Origin of the sequence: Thermanaerovibrio velox DSM 12556, from assembly GCF_000237825.1 — a bacterium.
Lineage (GTDB): Bacteria > Synergistota > Synergistia > Synergistales > Synergistaceae > Thermanaerovibrio > Thermanaerovibrio velox.
Genome location: NZ_CM001377.1, coordinates 559,273 through 576,574 on the forward strand (window position 1 = coordinate 559,273; position 17,302 = coordinate 576,574).

A 17,302-nucleotide genomic window follows, 5' to 3' on the forward strand; every position below is an offset into this window, starting at 1 on the left:
GAAGCGGAGGCGTGACGTCTTGGCGGTGGAGAGATCGCTCCGGCAGGTCCTCGGCGTTTTGGGGGCTGCCGGAGCAGCCCTGTTCGTACTTACGGTCCTGGGATTTCCGGTAAGGCCCTGCTTCGCTGCCTCGCCGGAGGAGACGGTGGCCCTGCACCTTGACCGCTGGAGCGCCATAAGGTGGGGAAGCGACTGCGTGGTATGGCTGGTCCACTACCCGGAGGAGATGGTCCCCGCCTGGGTTAACCTGGAGTCCAAAAGGAGGGGGCTTTCTCCAAAGGACGCCTCTGCCTACGAAAGGTCCTTCCGGGAACAGCTTAGGATGAACACCTCAAGGCCCTTCCTCCTCACGATTCAGGTTTTCGGAAGCCCTCTGCGGCTTGCGCCCCTTAAGGACAAACTGTCCTTGAGTTCCAAAGGGCGGGTCTTCAAACCCTCCGCTTACGACCGCCGGCTGGACCAGCCCATATCGGGTTTGGTCCAGGGGTTGGTGTTCTTCCCAAGGGAGGCTGTGCCCCCCTACAGGATCGAGATCAAGGGAATCCTCCCCTCCCCGGTAGTCGTGGAGCTTCCATCCACGCCCTCCGGCGGGGCCGGCACTGGGGACCTCAAGGGAACCGCTTCCCCGGTGAAGCCCCAGGAGGCGTCAAGGGGATCCTCCAGGTCCTACAAGGGGGATGAGAAGGAAGGAGCCAAGGCGCCGGAGGTCAGGGTTCCCACGCCCAAACGGACGGAAAGGCCGGTGGCGGAAGCCCCCCAGGCGGCCCCCAAGCCCCGGAAGGAGGATCTTAACCCTAGACAGGAGCCTAAGCCCTCAAAGGGCCAAGGATCGGAAACGGTTCCGGTGCCTAAGGATGCCAAGGGGACGGAAGAATCGATTCAGTCCCATAGCGTCCCTCCGGAGCAACCTAAGGTCCAGCCCCCGAAGAAGGAGGAGCCCCAAAGGGATGACAGGAAGGCCATGGAGGAGGCCCTCAAGGCCTTCCTGGACGCCTGGCGTAGGGATGATTTAGAGGCGGCCTATGGGATGATGTCCTCCATGGCCCGTTCACAGGGGAAGGACCAGCTGATGTCGCGCCTTGGCTCCCATCCCTTCCGTTGGGCCCTGAAAGAGGGATACAGGGTATCCATAGAGGGAGACTCCGCCAGGGTTTCGGCCACCCAGAGGTTCCTCATGGTGAAGATGATCAAGACCGAGACCTTCCGCCTGGTCGAGGAAGGGGGGCGCTACAGGGTTGACTGGTAAGAGGAGACTGGTTTTATGGGTTCTCGGGGTAATCGGGGTTTCTACATTTCTTTTGTACATGGTGAGGGATCTTGGGCTTCAAAAAAGGGAGGCCCCCTCGGGCCTTAAGGCCCTTCCCGACGTGGAGGCGGAGGGGCTGTCGCTGGCGAGGACCGTCGGCGGCGTGGAGTGGAGGATGACCTCGAGGTCAGCGGTCAAGGCGGGGGGCACGATCAAGGCCAAGGGCCTTACGGTGCTCAAGGGCCCCCAGGGATCCCCTTCGGGTAAGCTTGAGGCGGAGGAGGGCTCTTACGACGAGGACCTGAACTCCGTGGAGCTCAAGGAACTTTGGGGTGTCTGGACCTTAGGGGGACGTAGGTATGAGCTCTCCGGGGATCGGGGGGTCTACAGCTTTCAAGAGGACGTCTGGCACTTCGATGGAGGAGTTCAGGTGCGCCGGGACCGCATGTCCGCCAGGGGGGACAGGGGCACGGTGGAGGGATCCCGCCGGGTGGTCCTCGAGGGGAACGTAGAGCTTCTCATGGAGGTGAGGTAGTTGTTCCATCGAAATCCGCATCCCCCCAAGGGGCATCTAGGACCTAAGCTGCGGTTCCTGTCGGGGGTTATCGTGCTGTTGATGGTTTCCCTTTTGGGCTTGCCGTCCCCCCTTGGGGCCGCTCAAGAGGTCCAGGAGGCTAGGCTTACGGCGGATCAGGTGGTCTATCAGGAGGATACCGGGGTTGCCACCGCCGCGGGCAATGCTCGTCTGACCCATGGAGACCTTAGGCTCTTCGCGGAGAACATAGTTTACGATGCTCAGGCGAGCCGGGTGGAGGCCTGGTCCCCCGGCGGAGAGGTGGTGGTGATGTCCAAGGGCAGGCGGCTCAACGGCCTTCGACTGGTCTACCGTTTGGATGACCGCCTCGGGGTGCTCACCTCGGCTCACGGTGAGGATCATGGGATCTTCATAAGGGGTGCCGACTTGGAGTTCATGCCATTGGATGAGGCGGTGTCCCGGGGGCTTGTTTCCCGAAGGGCGGCTCTGGGTATCCGCGGTAATAAGAACCCCGATGATACAAAAGATGCGGCGGTGTGGAAGGACGTGTCCGCCACCACATGTGAACTGCCCAACCCCCATTACGTTCTCAAGGCGAAACAGGTGGTGGTCATTCCCGGGAGGTCCACGGTTATAAGGAAGCCCCAGGTTTACCTGGGGGGGAGGCTCCTTTTCAGCTACCCCTTCGACTACGTGGTGAGGGACCGGAGGTCTAAGGGGGAGCGGCAGGACTCCTTTGTCCCCTTCGTCAAGTACGATTCAACCAAGGGGGTGGGGATGGGCATCTCCGGGCCCCTGGTGGGGGAGGGGCTGGACCTATCCATGGGTCTCATGGGTTGGACGAAGGTCTCCCCGGAGGGCTGGATGGAGTTAAACTATCAGCTTTCGGATTGGGGGGCGGTCTTCGGCCGGGTGGACCGGGTTTACGACACCACCATGGAGGAGACCCTCTGGCGCCCCAAGTGGGGTGTCCGATGGGCCCTTGGAGACTTCTCCGGTTCGGCGGTTTGGTCCCAGCGGGAGCTCCTTAAGGTTGAGAAGACCCTGGGACGCAATGATACTTACTTCCTCTACCGGGAGCCGGAGGTCTCCTTGTACGGTCCCTGGGTAAGGGCTGGAAGTGGGAATATGATGTGGCGGCTCGGGGCCCTTTACGGCCGATACGAGGAGAGCCTAAAGGACTTCGAGAGGAAGTCCCTCTCCGGTGAACTGGCATGGTCCGGACTTGGAGGGGGTGTAAAGCCTAGGTTTTACTTGTCCCAGCTGTACCACGCCTACAGCGGGGGGGATCATCAGAGCACTACCTACGGCGAGGTCGGCATGGATTGGCGGATCGGTGGGGTCGACATGTCCACCGTCTACGCCAGGCGCTGGGTATCCGGATCCTCCCCCATGGAGTGGGACCGCTACTCCGAGGCGGAGAACCTTTATCACACCGCTTCGTTCTACCTTGGGGACCCCAAGGGGGACTACAACTGGCGGGTTTCCTTGCAGGCGGGCTATGACCTAAGGGCCTCTTCCCTGGCCCGCATGGTTTACACCGTGTCGTACAAGCACCACTGCCTGGTGTGGGATCTGGTGCTTAAGGACAACCGTGCCGACGGGGACCGGTGGTTTGGGTTAAACCTTAGGCTCAAGGATGCTCCCATCAGGACATTTGAGGACAGTTCGTACTACGAGCCCATGGTGCAGCGGTTCGACGAGATCTACGAGTCTCCGTCCCCGGCATCGAAGGACGTGGGTGATGGGGACGGTGCATCTGGTGATGACCTGCCGGCAAGGTGAGGATTTAGGTTGCTCTTTGAAAGGACAGTGAGATCGGATTGAAGGTTTTGGTGGCTTATGGTGGGGACAGCCCCGAGAGGGAGGTATCCCTGCGCTCCGGGGAGGCGGTTGCCGGGGCCCTTCGTGGTCTTGGCTGGTCGGTGGAGGCTTTTGATGCCCCGTCCCCACTTGCGGTGGCCCGTAGGGCAGAGGAGACCGGGGTGGATATGGTGTTCGTGGCCCTTCACGGCGGGTGGGGAGAGGACGGTACCCTCCAGTGCTTGCTGGAGGCCCACGGGATCCCCTACACGGGGCCCAGGTGGGGGGCCTGCTGGGCCTGCATGGACAAGGATGTCACGAGGGCGGTGTTGGAGTCCCGGGGGGTTCTGGTGCCTCCAGGGGTCGTGGTCGACGATGGACGCTGCCCCGGGGACCTGCTTGGCGACGCCCTTGAGCGGTGGGGCAGGATAGTGGTTAAACCCTGCCGATGCGGCAGCACCGTGGGGATAGGCATCGTGGATAACCCCGGCGACCTTGGCGGGGCCCTCCAAGAGGCCGTGCGATACGACCGTAAGGTGGTGGCGGAGAGGTTCATAGCAGGACGGGAGCTCACAGTGGCGGTCTTCGATGGTGAGGATGGGGTCTTCGCCCTGCCTCCGGTGGAGATAAGGCCGGTTGGGGGCTTTTACGATTACAACAGCAAGTATACCCCCGGCATGACCGAGTACTTATGTCCTGCCCCGTTGACCCATGAGGAGCTTAAGGAGGTATCCGATGCGGCTGTGAGGGCCTATGTTGCCATGGGGTGTTCGGTATACTCCAGGGTGGATCTGAGGTTGGAGGAGGGAACGTGCCGGGCCTACGTGCTGGAGGTCAACACCGCGCCGGGCATGACCGCCACCAGCCTGGTGCCAAAGGCGGCAAAGGCCTTCGGATGGTCCTTCGAGGAGATGCTGCGCCGTATATGCGAGACATCCCTTAGGCTGTAGGGCCTGTGAGGCGGGTTTTCACTGGCCTTTAGGAGGGAGGAAGCGGACCGAGCCCCCCGGTAGGGTTCCGTCCGCTTCACATCTTTAGGAGGCCTTTTCAGGTGGTCTTCGAGGGTTTCCCAGGTTTTAAGGGGAGCCCTCACCCCTTTGCCCTCTTGGACTGCTCGCCGGGTTTGCCTTGTGGGGTAAACGCTGCGGGTGTGAACACAGTACTCGCCGGGGCACCGCAGCTTCAAGCTCGTTGGAAGCTTGGCGGACGTCTACCAGTAATAGCGGATCAGCACGTAAGCGGAGGAGATCAAAAGGGTCAGGGCTGACACCGGGATGCCGGCCTTTAAAAAGCCCGTGAACGTGATGTTGCATCCGCTCCGCTGGGCGATCCTGGCGGTGACTATGTTTGCCGATGCCCCAACCAGGGTGCTGTTCCCCCCAAGGCACGAGCCAAGTGCCAAAGACCACCAGAGGGGTGTTATGTTAGTCCCGGTGAAGTGGGCCAGGTCCCGGACCATTGGTATCATGGCCGCCGCGTAGGGCACGTTGTCCACCACTCCGGATATGACGCCGGATCCCCATATGATAACCATGGATACGACCCTTGGGTTATTGCCTAGCTGGTTGACCATTAGCCTGGCGCCCTTGGAGATTATGCCCAGGTGGTCCACGGTCCCCACCAGCATGAAGAGGGCGGAGAAGAAGACCAGGGTCACCCAGTCCACCTCGTGCATGATCAGCTCCTCCACGTCGACCTTGCAGGTGATAAGGGCCGCTGCGGCGCCGGTGAGGGCTATGGTGGCCGCCTCCAGGTGCAGCGCATGATGAAGGAGGAAGGCCCCCATGACCATGGCCAGTATCACAAGGACCCTGGGGGTTATTACCGGGTCCAGCCGTTGACGCCCCTGGTCGAAGTTTACGGAGCTCCTGGGGGAGTCCGACAGGTCCTTTCGGTAGATGATTATCACGGTCAGGATGGACGCCGCGAGGGATACGGCGCTCGGTATCGCCATGTTGGCTATGAAGTCGTTGAAACTGAGCTTTGCGGCGGAACCTATTAGGATGTTTGGAGGATCTCCTATGAGGGTGGCGGCGCCGCCTATGTTGGAGGCGAATATCATTGACAGGGCGAAGGGCATGGGGTTGAGGTCCAATACGTCACACACCGCCATCACAATGGGACCGGTTATCAGGACCGTGGTCACGTTGTCCAGGAACGATGACACCACCGCGGTTAGAACCGACAGCAGCACGATGAGCTTCAAAGGGCTTCCGGAGCTCAGCGATATGGCCTTAACCGCCGCGAGCTCTATTAGACCGGTCTTCTTGACCACCCCCACCAGGATCATCATCCCCATGAGGAGCCCTATGGTATTGAAGTCTATGAATGAAAAGGCCTGCTCCTGATCCACCAGGCGGAGCAACAGGACCGCGCAGATGCCTCCCATGGCGGCTGCAACCCGGTCCAGCTTTTCCGAAACGATGAGCCCGTAGGTGGCTGTAAACACCAGGAGCCCTATCCACTGCGGATTACCCATCTCCATCCGAACTCACCCCTTGATATTTTGGGTAACTGGATCACCGCACGAAGACGATTTTCGCGTCTTTCCCGAAGCCGCATTCCCCAAGGGCCGATGAGAAGATGAGAAAGAGTGAACAGCGTTGGTGTTTGATGATGATCAAGCAAAAAAGGACCCGCTTGGGGCCCTTCATCGGTCCTGATCTGGGCTATCGCCCATTACTCTATTGATATATCCTCTATCTTGAGATGTCTTGTCCCCTTGGGAACCCTTACCAGCACGTCCTCCCCTGCGGACTTGCCTATTATGGCCTTGCCCACCGGGCTCTGGGCGGATATCCTGTTGGCCTTTGGATCCGCCTCCTCGGACCCCACCAGCACGTAGGTGAAGGTTTGGTTCGTGTCCAGGTCCCTCAAAACCACCTTGGTGCCGAGGCTCACGATGCTGGTGTCTATGTCGGAGGCCTCCACCACCTTGGCCTTGCTCAGCTGGTACTCAAGCCACATGATGCGGCTCTCTAGCTTCTCCTGCTCCTCCTTGGCGGCGTGGTACTCCGCGTTCTCGCTCAAATCCCCGAAGGCCCTCGCTTCCTCCAGCTTGGAGGCTATCTCAGACCTGCCGTCTCCCCTTAGGGAGGCCAACTCCTGCTTTAGCTTCTCATAACCCTCACGGGTCATTATCACCTGATCCTCGCTGGAACGCTGAATGGCCATAAACCATACCTCCGAAGACTCTTCATGTTGTTTTTCCCCTAGGGACCTTCCTCGCCCTAAGGGCGATTCCGTATCCATCAGACGCTGAAATATACCATAAGCTGGTTCCTTTTAAAAGCCCTTGCAGGATAAATTGTCTCCTCCCGGGGCCCCTCTCCAATCTTAGCTTTATAACGCGGGGGGTCTACCGGTACCGTACCGCCTGCTCCTTGTGCTCCCTTTTCCCCTTACCCAGTGTGCCGGCGGATGGGCCCAGGAGTTTTCACCCCTGAGGTCATCTGGGGGTGCCTCAAGAGGGATGTTGTTCGTAAGGCCGTTGACAAGGAGGGCCGCATATTGTATAAAACCTCCCAATTTAAGGTCCTGTGGGCATATGGGATCCACAGATGAATAGCTAACGCCATGAAGGGAAGAGTACCAGCGTTCAACCGCCCCAGAGAGGGATCCTCATGGGCTGGGAGGGATCCTGCGGTTTCGTTGGGAAGACCGTCCCGGAGCGGGCGCCGAGAAAACTCCGCGGTGTTCGTGCCTGGTGTCATGGGTGCGGATTTCTTGGGGTGCAAGGCGCACGGATGCCCCACGAAAGAGGGCTTTGAGGGCCCCAGCCGACCTCGGCAGCTGCTGAGGGGCTTGGGGAACTGGAGTGGAACCGCGGCGGCCCCGTCTCCTGACGACGGGGCCGCCTTGCTCATACCTAGAGGGGGTGGCTTCTTTGGGAATCCTTAGTCGCTACGGCAGGTTTTTCCCCATTTCACCGGGGAGTCCCCGTCTTGACCTGGGGGAGGGGAACACGCCGCTGGTCCGGTTGGGTAGGTTGGAGGAGCTCTTGGAGGTTCAGCTGTGGGCCAAGGTGGAGGGGGCGAACCCCACCGGCTCCTTCAAGGACCGGGGGATGGTGTTGGCGGTGTCAAAGGCCATGGAGGAGGGGGCGAGGGGGGTTATATGCGCCTCCACCGGGAACACCTCCGCCTCCGCCGCCGCTTACGCCTCCGCCGGAGGGCTTTCCTGCTCGGTGCTGCTGCCAAGCGGTAAGGTTGCCAAAGGCAAGGTGGCCCAGGCGCTCATCTACGGCGCCAAGGTGGTGGCGGTGAAGGGCAGCTTCGACGACGCCCTAAAGCTGGTGCGGGAGATGGCCCCTCAGCTTGGGTTGAAGGTGGTCAACTCGGTGAACCCCATGAGGCTTAAGGGGCAGATGTCCGGTGCGTTCGAGATATGTGACCAGTTGAAAGATTCCCCGGACTGGTTGGCAATCCCGGTGGGCAACGCGGGCAACATAACCGCCTACTGGGCGGGTTTCATGCGGTACCTGAGGGAGGGGCTGATCCGCAAGGTTCCTGCGATGGTGGGCTTTCAGGCGGAGGGGGCGTCCCCCATGGTGAGCGGTACGTTTGTTGACAGCCCCAACACCGTGGCCACCGCCATAAGGATAGGTAAACCCGTCAACGCCTCAAAGGCTCGCTGGGCGGTCAAGATTAGCGGCGGCTTCTTCGAGGCGGTGTCCGATCGGGAGATACTTGAAGCCCAGATGAGGCTTGCCCGGTGCGGCATATTTGCCGAGCCCGCCTCCTGCGCCCCCCTGGCGGGGCTCTTCAAGCTCAAGTCCCAGGGTAGGCTTCCCAAGGGGATAAAGGTGGTAATGGTGCTCACCGGCAACGGCCTTAAGGACCTGGAGACCCCCTTGGGGATGGCGGGGGATCTGTTGGAGGTGGAGGCGGACCAAGACGCCATAAGGGAGGTGTTGGGATGAGGCGCCCGATCTTGTCCGTTAAGGCCCCGGCAACCAGCGCCAACCTTGGCTCCGGCTTCGACGCCATGGGGATGGCCCTTTCCCTGTACAACGTCTTTGACCTGATGGAGCTGCTCCCGGAGGGGGAGTTCAAGGTGGAGGTGATAGGTGAGGGGACGGGGTCCTGGGATCTATCGCTGTCCCAGGAGAACGGGGTGGTCAAAAGCTATCTTGCGGCCTGTGAGGCCATGGGTGTCCGCTGCCCAGGCCTTTGGCTCCGGTGTCACAACGCCATACCCTTGAGCCGCGGTCTTGGGAGCTCCGCCACCGCGGTGGTGGCGGGGGTGCTCCTGGCGGCGGAGGTGTCGGGGAGGAAGGCCTCCCAGGAGGACCTTTTGGAGTTGATGGTCCGCCTCGAGGGACATCCGGATAACGTGGTCCCATGCCTTCTAGGCGGTGTGGTGGTGAGCTGTTTCGGTGATCAGGGGCTCAAGTACTTGAAGCTCCCCCAGCCTCCTAGGGACCTAATGGCGGTGGTAGCGGTGCCGGACGTGATGGTCAACACCCGCGAGGCTCGAAGTGCGCTGCCCAAGACGGTAAGCTTCGAGGATGCGGTTTTCAACCTTGGAAGGGCGGCCCTCCTGGCCGCCGCCTGGTCCGTCGGAAGGTTTGACCTCTTGTCCTTTGGGATGGACGACCGGCTGCACCAACCCTACAGGTCCAAGCTTTTCCCAGGCGGCGAGGTGATAATGGATCGGGTTAAGTCCGTGCCGGGCTGTCTTGGGGTGGCCATAAGCGGCTCCGGACCAAGCGTCATCGCCCTGGCGAAGGGCTCTCCCAGCCTGGTGGCCCAGGCCATGTGCGGCACCTTCATGGAGCACGGGGTGAGGTCTAGGTTCTTCGTCCTTCACTGTCCGGTTTCCGGCGCCGAGGTTAGACGCCTTGCAGGGAGGTGATCCATGTGGTTGACGTGAGGTCCGATGCCCCTTTAACGGTCCTGAAGTTCGGTGGAAGCTCCGTGGCGGACCCGGATAGGATGAGGGAGGTGGCCCGCCGGATAAAGGGCGTTAAGGATCAGGGTTTCCGGGTGGCGGTGGTGGTGTCCGCCATGGGCAGCACCACCGACAGGCTTTTGTCCTTGGCCCGGGACGTCTCCCTCAGGTGCGATGGCCGGGAGCTGGATCAGCTTTTGGCCACCGGGGAGCAGCAGAGCGTGGCGCTCCTGGCCCTGGCCCTTCAGGGGGAGGGGGTTGGGGCGGTTTCGTTCACCGCCGCCCAGGCGGGGTTTAAGGCGGTGGGGTTTCCCACCGAGGGGCGCATATACCGAGTGGATGCGTCGGCGGTGGAAGAGGCCCTGGATAAGGGACTCGTGCCGGTGGTAACCGGCTTCCAGGCGGTGACCGACTCAGGGGACGTGATAACCCTTGGGAGGGGTGGGTCTGATCTATCCGCCGTGGCCCTGGCTGCGGCCCTCAGGGCTCAGAGCTGCCAGATATTGAAGGACGTGGCGGGAATAATGTCCGCGGACCCCAAGTTGGTTAAGGGGGCCGTGAAGCTTAAGGGCATAAGCTACGAGGAGTGCATGGAGATGTCCGCCCTGGGGGCCAAGGTGCTTCAGGCTCGGAGCGTGGAGATGGCCATGAGGTACCAGGTGCCCCTTTACGTGGGCTCCAGCTTCACCGATGAGGAGGGGACTTGGGTGATGACTAACCCGGTGAGCGAAGGTCTTGTCATAAAGGCGGTGGTTCACGATACCAAGGTGGCGAAGATAACAGTGATAGGGGTCCCGGACATGCCCGGTGTGGCTTTGAGGCTCTTCCGGAGCCTGGCGGATCGTGGGATCGGGGCGGAGATGATAATCCAGAACACCATGAGGGGAGGCCTCAACGACATAACCTTTCTGGTCAAGAAGACCTGTCTGGACGAGGCAATAGACATAACCAGGGGCTTCTGCGAGGAGGTTGAGGCCCAGGGGGTTGGCTTTGACTCCGAGATAGCCAGGGTGTCCGTGGTGGGAGCTGGGATAGCGAACCATCCGGAGCTTCCGGTCCGGATGTTCCAGGCCTTGGCGGAGGAGGGGATAAACATAGACATGATATCCTCCAACTCCCTCTCCCTCACCTGCGTGGTGCCCGCCAATCGCTGTGACGAGGCCGTAAGGGCCCTTCACGAGGTGTTTATAGAGGAGGCGTCTTTCTGATGAAGGTAGCGGTTCTTGGGGCCACCGGTCTTGTGGGTGGCCGGATGCTGGAGTGTCTTGAGAGGAGCTCCCTGCCGGTGGATCAGGTGCTCCCGTTGGGGTCCGAACGGTCCAGGGGAAGGGCCGTGATCTTCCGGGGGGAGGAGCTGGAGGTCCTTCCGGTGGAGGAACGCCACTTCGAGGGGGTGTCGCTGGCCCTGTTCTCCGCTGGATCCGGGCCCTCCAAGGCCTGGGCCCCCGTGGCGGCTTCCAAGGGGGCGGTGGTGGTGGACAACAGCTCCGCCTGGAGGATGGACCCCCAGGTGCCGCTGGTGGTGCCGGAGATAAACGCCGCGGACCTCGCCTGGCACAGGGGCATAGTGGCCAACCCCAACTGCGCCACTATTCAGGCCCTCATGGTCCTTTATCCCCTTCACAGGCGCTACGGCCTTTGTTACTTCTCCGCGGTCACCTATCAGTCCGTGTCCGGCACGGGCAGGGGGGCGGTGGAGGAGCTCAAGGGGGCGTCCGCGGCCTACCTGGCGGGGCAGCCCTGGGAGAGCTCCGTTTATCCCAGGGATATCGCCTTCAACCTGCTGCCTCACATAGGAAGCTTTGATGACCAGGGGATATCCGAAGAGGAGTGGAAGATGGTGAGGGAGTCTCGGAAGATACTTGGTATGCCTCACCTTAAGGTCAGCTCCGCCACCGTTCGGGTTCCCACCTTCAACTGCCATGGGGAGGCCATATCCGCCTCCTTCGAGGAGAAGCCGGACCCCCGTGAGGCCCGGGAGATCCTGGCGGGTTTCAAGGGGGTTGAGGTAATGGACGACCCCAAGGGGGCCGTTTATCCCACCCCTCATGACGGGGCCGGCCGGGGAGAGGTGCTGGTGGGGCGCATAAGGCCCGACACGGGGCTTGAGAACGGCCTTGCCATGTGGGTGGTGGCGGACAACCTCCTCAAGGGGGCGGCGCTGAACGCGGTCCAGATAGGGGAGGCCCTCTTCTCCGGCGGTGCGCGGGTTTAGCTTCTCCCTGTGAACAATGATGGTAGAATATGGGGCGTTCCTCTGGGGACGCCCTTTTAGCGTTCTTGGGGTTCTAGTTTTTAGGTTTGAAGCATAAATCCTCCGTGGGGGGTATAGGTGGATGAGACGTTTTTTGGCTTTTGCCGCTGGGTTGGCCCTTTTGTCGGTTGCGGCTTCCTCCAGCGCCCAGGACGGGGTGACCAGGCTTACCGCCCAGCGCTTGATCTATGACGGCAGCACCGAGCGTTTCAGGGCGGAAGGTGGTGTGAGGGTACAGCAGGACCAGCTGGAGGCCTCGGGCGACGTGGGGGAGGGCAGGGTGTCCGGGGAGGCCTTCTCCCTCAAGGGTAACGTGGTGGCCCTTTTCAAGAGGGAACGGGTGAAGGTCCTGTCCCAGACATTGGATGTCAGTTCCAAGGGCCGTGGCATCTACGAGGCCGTCGCCAGGGGAGGGGTCAGGGCCGTGAGGGGAGACGAGATCCTCACCTGCTCCACCGCCCGCTGGACCTCCGACGGCCTGAGGTACACCTTGGAGGGTTCCGTGAAGGGGACCTTTATGGGCAAGATGGTGGACGCGGATAGGGTTGAGAGAAACCTCTTCGAGTTCAGCGGATTTAACGTTCGAAGGTACCGGGACATGAAGGAGGGGTTTGAGTTGAGGGCCCCTTCGGTGAGGGGAAGGCTCGATCGTTCCGGGGCCGTTGAATCCGCGGAGGCCGCAGGGGGAGTTACCTGCATAGCCAAGGACAAGAACGGGGCCGACATGGTCATGACCGGGGACAGGGCATCCTACGATGGCGTCTCCGGGGCTGTGGAGGTGATCGGTTCCGCCAAGGTGGTTCAGCCGGGAGGAAGGACTTTAACGGCGGACAGGATAGTTTATCAGACCAGGGTGAGGCGCCTTGAGGCCTACGGTTCCACCCAGGTGACGTTCCCCGCTAAGGGGTCCAGGGACGGCGAGGAGGTAAAGCGGTGACCGTCGTTAATTCGTCCGGGTCCCTTGAGGTGGTGAACCTGGGGAAGAGCTACCGGGGTCGTAGGGTTGTGGACGGGGTGTCCTTTACGGTCCGGCGTGGTTGTGTCACCGGTCTTTTGGGTCCTAACGGGGCGGGGAAGAGCACCACCTTCTACATGACCGTGGGGCGCATAAGGCCCGATGAAGGGTCGGTGATCCTGAACGGGGAGGATGTGACGAGGCTTTCGATGCACCTCAGGGCCCGGCGGGGTCTTGGCTACCTGCCCCAGGAGGCCTCCGTGTTCAGGAACCTAACGGTGAGGCAGAACCTTGAGCTGGTCTATCAGGAGCTCGGCTGGGAGGAGCGGGACTATGCCCCCCAGGTGGACAGGCTCATAGAGGAGTTCGGCATAGGGGTCATAAGCGACACCAAGGGGTATGCCTTAAGCGGCGGGGAGAGGCGAAGGGTTGAGATAGCCCGCTGTGTGGCCCTTAAGCCCTCGTTCCTGCTGTTGGACGAGCCCTTCAGCGGCATAGATCCCATAGCGGTTTACGACATACAGCAGATGATAATAAGCCTCAAGGAGAAGGGTTTTGGGATACTGCTTACGGACCACAACGTGAGGGAGACCTTGTCAATAACGGATGTGACCTATCTTATCCACCAGGGGCGGGTGGTTATCCAGGGCACCCCCGAGGAGGTGGCGGAGAGTCCCGTGGCCCGCAAGTTCTACCTGGGGGAGGAGTTCCGATGGTGAGCCCGGACAGGACGGTGGGCGGAAGTTCCGGCGGGTCCCCCATGTCCCGGATGGTCCGCAATGCCCTTAGGATGACCGTGGGAACTCTGGCCAGCCGGGTCCTGGGGTTGGTTAGGGAGATGATAACCGCCGCGGTGTTCGGGGCCACGAGGCAGTTGGATTCCTTTTACGTGGCCTATACGTTGGCCAACCTGGCGAGGCAGTTGCTGGCGGAGGGGGCGCTTTCCGCCGCCTTCGTGCCGGTCTTCAGCAGGGTGCTTAAGGACCGGGGTAGGGAGGAGGCCGCCAGGCTGGCGCGGCAGGCCTCTGCGGTGCTGATGGCCGGTACCATGCTGGTGGTTTTGTTGGGCATGGCGGGGGCTGGTTTGCTTGTTAGGGTAATGGCCCCCGGCTTTTCCCCCGAGGACAGGTTGATCGCCTCAAGGCTTACCGCCGCTCTATTCCCGTTTCTCATGTTCATGTCCTTGGGGGCCCTTGCAATGGGGGTTCTCAACAGCCTGGACCGTTTCTTCGTACCCGCGGTGGCCCCCGCGCTGAGCAACCTGGTGTTCATAGTCTGCGTGTGGTCCTTCTACCCAACTGTTACGGTATGGCACGTGGTGGCGGCGGTCCTTATGGGTGGGCTTTCCCAGATGGTGCTCCAATGGGTGTGGTCCTACCGCTGTGGCATACCCTTGAGTCCCTCGAGGCCCGACATGGGGAACTCGGATCTGCGGAGGATGATGAGGCTCTTCCTGCCCTACGCGGCGGGGCTCTCGCTGAACCAGCTGAACCCGGTGGTGAGCCGGTTCCTCGCGTCGTACCTGGAGGGGGGGGCCATATCGGCGCTAAACTATGCGGACCGGGTGCTGCAGCTCCCCTTGGGGTTGTTCGTGGTGGCCATAGCCCAGGCGGTTTTACCTGCCCTTTCCCGCCTGGATCCATGGGACAGGGAGGGCTTCCGGGTCTTCCTTAGGGATTCTCTGCGGTTCAACCTTTTCGCGGTGCTGCCCGTTTCCCTGGGGCTTGTGATGTTCGCAAGGCCAGTTACTCACCTCATCTTCTTCCGGGGGGCCTTTGGCCAGTGGGCCCTGGATGCCACCTCCGGGGCCCTTAGGATGTACGGGGTCGGCCTTGCCTTCATGAGCTGTAATGCCATAGTGATGAGGGCCCTTTACGCCCGGGGCTTGGCTCGGGGGGCCATGACGGTTACGGCCGTCACGGTGCTGTGCAATCTGGCCTTTGGGTACCTTCTAATGGCCCGGTTCTCCTACTCGGGCCTTGCGCTTGGAACGTCCTTGGCGTTCCTCGCGGCCTCCATGACCGGCATGGCCATGGTGTCCCGGGACTTGGGTGCTCCGCTGGGTATGTTTGAGCTTAAGTGGGTGTTGAGGCAGGGGATCCCCTTGGCTTCTATGGGGGCGGCGCTTGTCGGTTTTTCGAGCATATGGAGCTACCCTTACGGCGGGGCCTTGGGAGGGCGGCTTTGCTGGTTTGCCCTATGCGGGCTTACAGCCCTTGGGGTTTATCTAGGGGTCGCGCTGGGGATTGGCATGGAGGAGCTTAAGTGGCTTAAGCTCAGGGGAAGGAGAGTGGGGACCGGTGTTTAAATCTTTGAGGGCCTGGTTTTCAGCCGTTATCGGGTGTTTTGCGGCGGCAGCGGTGTTTTTGGCCCTTTTGCCCGGGGTTTCGTTGGGGGTGGATGAGAAACTCGCCAAGGTCATAGAGGGGCAGAGCGCCAAGTGCTACGTGGAGGGTCAGGTCCTGGGGGATCTGGTTATAGGGGCCCGCTGCAGCGTGGAGTTCATCCTGGTGGACAGGAGGCTTGCGGATGCGGTTAGGGAGGCCCAGTTCCCGCCCCAGTGGCTTGTGGAGCAGGTTCAGAAGCTGGACTCGGTGCCCAGGGGGCACAGCCTTGTGGCGGTGGCGGTGAGGGCCTATAAGCCCTTTGACCTGGATATGGGCAAGTTGGTGGTGGGGGAGAGGCTGAGCGAGGACCTGCTGATGACGCCCAAGGATCGGATGTTATTTCAGCTCTCATCCGGGGATGAGAGCTTCTTTGGGGTGTTGTCCCCTGGTCGGATAGCCAGGGGGTCGGTGGTGAAGGTGGGTTACGGGGACGACCTGGTGGATATGAGGGTTTCCAGGTGACCATGGAAGGTGGTTTGAGAACCTTGGTTTTAGATGGGAAAAGCGGCGAGGAGGTGTTTGGGTTGCACGTTTATCGTTGTGTGGAGTGTGGGAAGAGGATAGAGACGGAGGGGCACATATCATCCTGTCCTCATTGCCGGTGTAAGGTGTTGATCCACGAGAAGGGAGAGCGGCGCAAGGCCTGTTCCTGTGGCGGTTCCAAGTGCGGCACCTGCGGGAGTTGCAGCTGCGGATGAGGGGGTGCGGCAGCGGCCTTGTGTTGGGCATAGAGAGCAGCTGTGACGACACGGGGGTTGCGGTTCTCGAGGCTCCACGCCGGATAAGGTCGTCCCTGGTGATGAGCCAGGTGGAGGAGCATGCTCCCCACGGTGGTGTGGTGCCGGAGCTGGCCAGCCGAAGGCATCAGGAGGCGGTGGTGGGGCTGGTGAGGCGGTGTCTTGCGGAGGCGGGGGTTTTGAACCCCATGAGGGAGCTGTCCCTCATAGCGGTCACCGCTGGGCCGGGTCTCATGGGGTCTCTCCTGGTGGGTCTTATGGCTGCCAAGGGGCTGTCCCAGGGGTGGGAGGTCCCCATGATAGGGGTTAACCACATGGAGGGTCACGTGTTCGCCAACGTCATAGCCCACGAGGATCTTGAGCCTCCGTTCCTGTGCCTTGTGGTCTCCGGGGGGCACACGGAGATCCAGTTGGTGCGGTCCTTTGGGGACTATCGTTTCCTTGGGGGCACCAGGGACGATGCGGCGGGGGAGGCTTATGACAAGGTGGCGAAGCTGCTTGGGTTGGGCTACCCAGGTGGTCCCGTGATAGACCGCCTTGCCGCCCAGGGGGATCCTAGGAGGTACCAGCTGCCGGTGCCTCTGCGGGGAACTTCGGACGTGGAGTTCAGCTTCAGCGGTCTTAAGACCGCGGTATTATGGCTTGTCCGGAAGGAGGGGGATTCCATTTCGCTGCCGGACCTTTGTGCCTCTTTCCAGAGGTCGGCGGTGGACTCCCTGGTGGAGAAGCTGGAGCTGGCGGTGCAGCTCACGGGGGTTAAGACCGTGGCGGCTTCCGGGGGAGTGGCGGCGAACTCGGAGCTCAGGAGGCGTCTTTTAGGCCTTTCCGACAGGGGCATCAGGGTTTTTCTGCCCCCGAGGGACCTTTGTACCGACAACGGGGCCATGATAGCCGCCGCTGGGTGGTGGGCCTTCATGAGGGGGATCCGGGATGACCTCACCCTCAGGGCGGACCCGTCCTGGGAGATGGCCCGATAAGTCAAAAAACATCAGAAAAAGCAGCTTGGGCCGGATAGAGGCGGTTTATTTGCCTCTATCCGGCTTTATTTGTAGATAATGGTTCTTGAGGAAATCCCGGACTTTGAATAGACTTTCAGCCGTGAGGGTTAGCACTCGGTTGTTGGGAGTGCTAACACTAAAAAACCGGGTAACAAACTCCAAGGAGGAGGGATTTAGATGCAGCTTAGGCCTCTCGGCGACCGTCTTGTGGTGAAGGCGGTGGAGAAGGAGGAGATGACCAAGGGTGGCATAGTGCTCCCTGACACCGTGAAGGAGAAGCCCGTGGAGGGCGAGGTTGTGGCGGTTGGTACCGGCCGGGTGCTGGACAACGGCCAGCGGCTTCCCATGGAGGTCAAGGTGGGCAACCGGGTCATCTACAGCAAGTACTCTGGCACGGAGGTCAAGTTTGACGGCCAGGAGTACCTGATCCTCAGCGAGCGGGACGTGCTCGCCATAGTGGAGAAGTAAGCGACCCTAAGCAGATAGAACACCTTT

17 protein-coding genes are annotated in these 17,302 nt (G+C 61.2%); 15 read left to right on the forward strand and 2 right to left on the reverse strand.

What is annotated here, in order from left to right:
• Window positions 1-19: 19 nt before the first annotated feature.
• Genes THEVEDRAFT_RS09135 through THEVEDRAFT_RS02605 form a run of 4 tightly spaced genes read left to right on the forward strand, consistent with a single transcriptional unit; the run spans window position 20 to window position 4,534 of the window.
• Window positions 20-1,246: a hypothetical protein gene (locus THEVEDRAFT_RS09135; protein ID WP_006583172.1), complete on the forward strand. Its 1,227-nt coding sequence runs from the start codon at window positions 20-22 to the stop codon at window positions 1,244-1,246.
• Window positions 1,236-1,781, forward strand: a complete 546-nt coding sequence (locus tag THEVEDRAFT_RS02595; RefSeq protein WP_006583173.1) for a hypothetical protein — start codon at window positions 1,236-1,238, stop codon at window positions 1,779-1,781. Before THEVEDRAFT_RS09135 ends, THEVEDRAFT_RS02595 begins: the two co-directional genes overlap by 11 nt.
• Window positions 1,782-3,566: an LPS-assembly protein LptD gene (locus tag THEVEDRAFT_RS02600; protein ID WP_006583174.1), complete on the forward strand. Its 1,785-nt coding sequence runs from the start codon at window positions 1,782-1,784 to the stop codon at window positions 3,564-3,566.
• A gap of 38 nt (window positions 3,567-3,604) precedes the next feature.
• Window positions 3,605-4,534, forward strand: coding sequence for a D-alanine--D-alanine ligase family protein (locus THEVEDRAFT_RS02605; RefSeq protein WP_006583175.1), 930 nt, complete (start codon window positions 3,605-3,607; stop codon window positions 4,532-4,534).
• Window positions 4,535-4,794: 260 nt separating this feature from the next.
• On the opposite strand, the gene THEVEDRAFT_RS02610 is transcribed toward THEVEDRAFT_RS02605, so the two are convergent.
• Together THEVEDRAFT_RS02610 and greA are read right to left on the reverse strand one after the other, a co-directional pair.
• Window positions 4,795-6,069 (reverse strand): ArsB/NhaD family transporter, encoded by a 1,275-nt coding sequence (locus THEVEDRAFT_RS02610; RefSeq protein WP_006583176.1) that lies wholly within the window; start codon window positions 6,067-6,069, stop codon window positions 4,795-4,797.
• Window positions 6,070-6,263: 194 nt separating this feature from the next.
• A complete protein-coding gene (gene greA / locus THEVEDRAFT_RS02615; protein ID WP_006583177.1) occupies window positions 6,264-6,758 on the reverse strand; it encodes a transcription elongation factor GreA in 495 nt (164 codons plus the stop codon).
• 712 nt (window positions 6,759-7,470) lie between these two features.
• Here greA and thrC point away from each other — a divergent pair.
• The 11 genes from thrC to groES all read left to right on the forward strand — a co-directional run bounded on the left by thrC (window position 7,471) and on the right by groES (window position 17,275).
• Window positions 7,471-8,505: a threonine synthase gene (gene thrC / locus THEVEDRAFT_RS02620; RefSeq protein ID WP_006583178.1), complete on the forward strand. Its 1,035-nt coding sequence runs from the start codon at window positions 7,471-7,473 to the stop codon at window positions 8,503-8,505.
• Window positions 8,502-9,440, forward strand: coding sequence for a homoserine kinase (gene thrB, locus THEVEDRAFT_RS02625; protein ID WP_006583179.1), 939 nt, complete (start codon window positions 8,502-8,504; stop codon window positions 9,438-9,440). Before thrC ends, thrB begins: the two co-directional genes overlap by 4 nt.
• Before the next feature lie 5 nt (window positions 9,441-9,445).
• Entirely contained in the window at window positions 9,446-10,684 is a 1,239-nt protein-coding gene (locus THEVEDRAFT_RS02630; protein WP_006583180.1) for an aspartate kinase, read from the forward strand.
• Window positions 10,684-11,691, forward strand: coding sequence for an aspartate-semialdehyde dehydrogenase (locus THEVEDRAFT_RS02635; protein WP_006583181.1), 1,008 nt, complete (start codon window positions 10,684-10,686; stop codon window positions 11,689-11,691). Before THEVEDRAFT_RS02630 ends, THEVEDRAFT_RS02635 begins: the two co-directional genes overlap by 1 nt.
• Before the next feature lie 121 nt (window positions 11,692-11,812).
• A complete protein-coding gene (locus THEVEDRAFT_RS02640) occupies window positions 11,813-12,667 on the forward strand; it encodes an LptA/OstA family protein (RefSeq protein ID WP_006583182.1) in 855 nt (284 codons plus the stop codon).
• Window positions 12,664-13,404: an LPS export ABC transporter ATP-binding protein gene (gene lptB, locus THEVEDRAFT_RS02645; protein ID WP_006583183.1), complete on the forward strand. Its 741-nt coding sequence runs from the start codon at window positions 12,664-12,666 to the stop codon at window positions 13,402-13,404. Before THEVEDRAFT_RS02640 ends, lptB begins: the two co-directional genes overlap by 4 nt.
• Complete coding sequence (murJ, locus tag THEVEDRAFT_RS02650; RefSeq protein WP_006583184.1) at window positions 13,398-14,993, forward strand: murein biosynthesis integral membrane protein MurJ; 1,596 nt, start codon at window positions 13,398-13,400, stop codon at window positions 14,991-14,993. The genes lptB and murJ overlap by 7 nt, the downstream gene beginning before the upstream one ends.
• Complete coding sequence (locus THEVEDRAFT_RS02655; RefSeq protein ID WP_006583185.1) at window positions 14,986-15,534, forward strand: hypothetical protein; 549 nt, start codon at window positions 14,986-14,988, stop codon at window positions 15,532-15,534. The genes murJ and THEVEDRAFT_RS02655 overlap by 8 nt, the downstream gene beginning before the upstream one ends.
• A gap of 2 nt (window positions 15,535-15,536) precedes the next feature.
• Window positions 15,537-15,770, forward strand: coding sequence for a zinc ribbon-containing protein (locus THEVEDRAFT_RS02660; RefSeq protein WP_050802122.1), 234 nt, complete (start codon window positions 15,537-15,539; stop codon window positions 15,768-15,770).
• Window positions 15,767-16,786, forward strand: a complete 1,020-nt coding sequence (gene tsaD / locus THEVEDRAFT_RS02665; protein WP_040825156.1) for a tRNA (adenosine(37)-N6)-threonylcarbamoyltransferase complex transferase subunit TsaD — start codon at window positions 15,767-15,769, stop codon at window positions 16,784-16,786. Before THEVEDRAFT_RS02660 ends, tsaD begins: the two co-directional genes overlap by 4 nt.
• 198 nt (window positions 16,787-16,984) lie before the next feature.
• Window positions 16,985-17,275, forward strand: coding sequence for a co-chaperone GroES (gene groES / locus THEVEDRAFT_RS02670; protein ID WP_006583188.1), 291 nt, complete (start codon window positions 16,985-16,987; stop codon window positions 17,273-17,275).
• The last annotated feature ends 27 nt before the right edge of the window (window positions 17,276-17,302 follow it).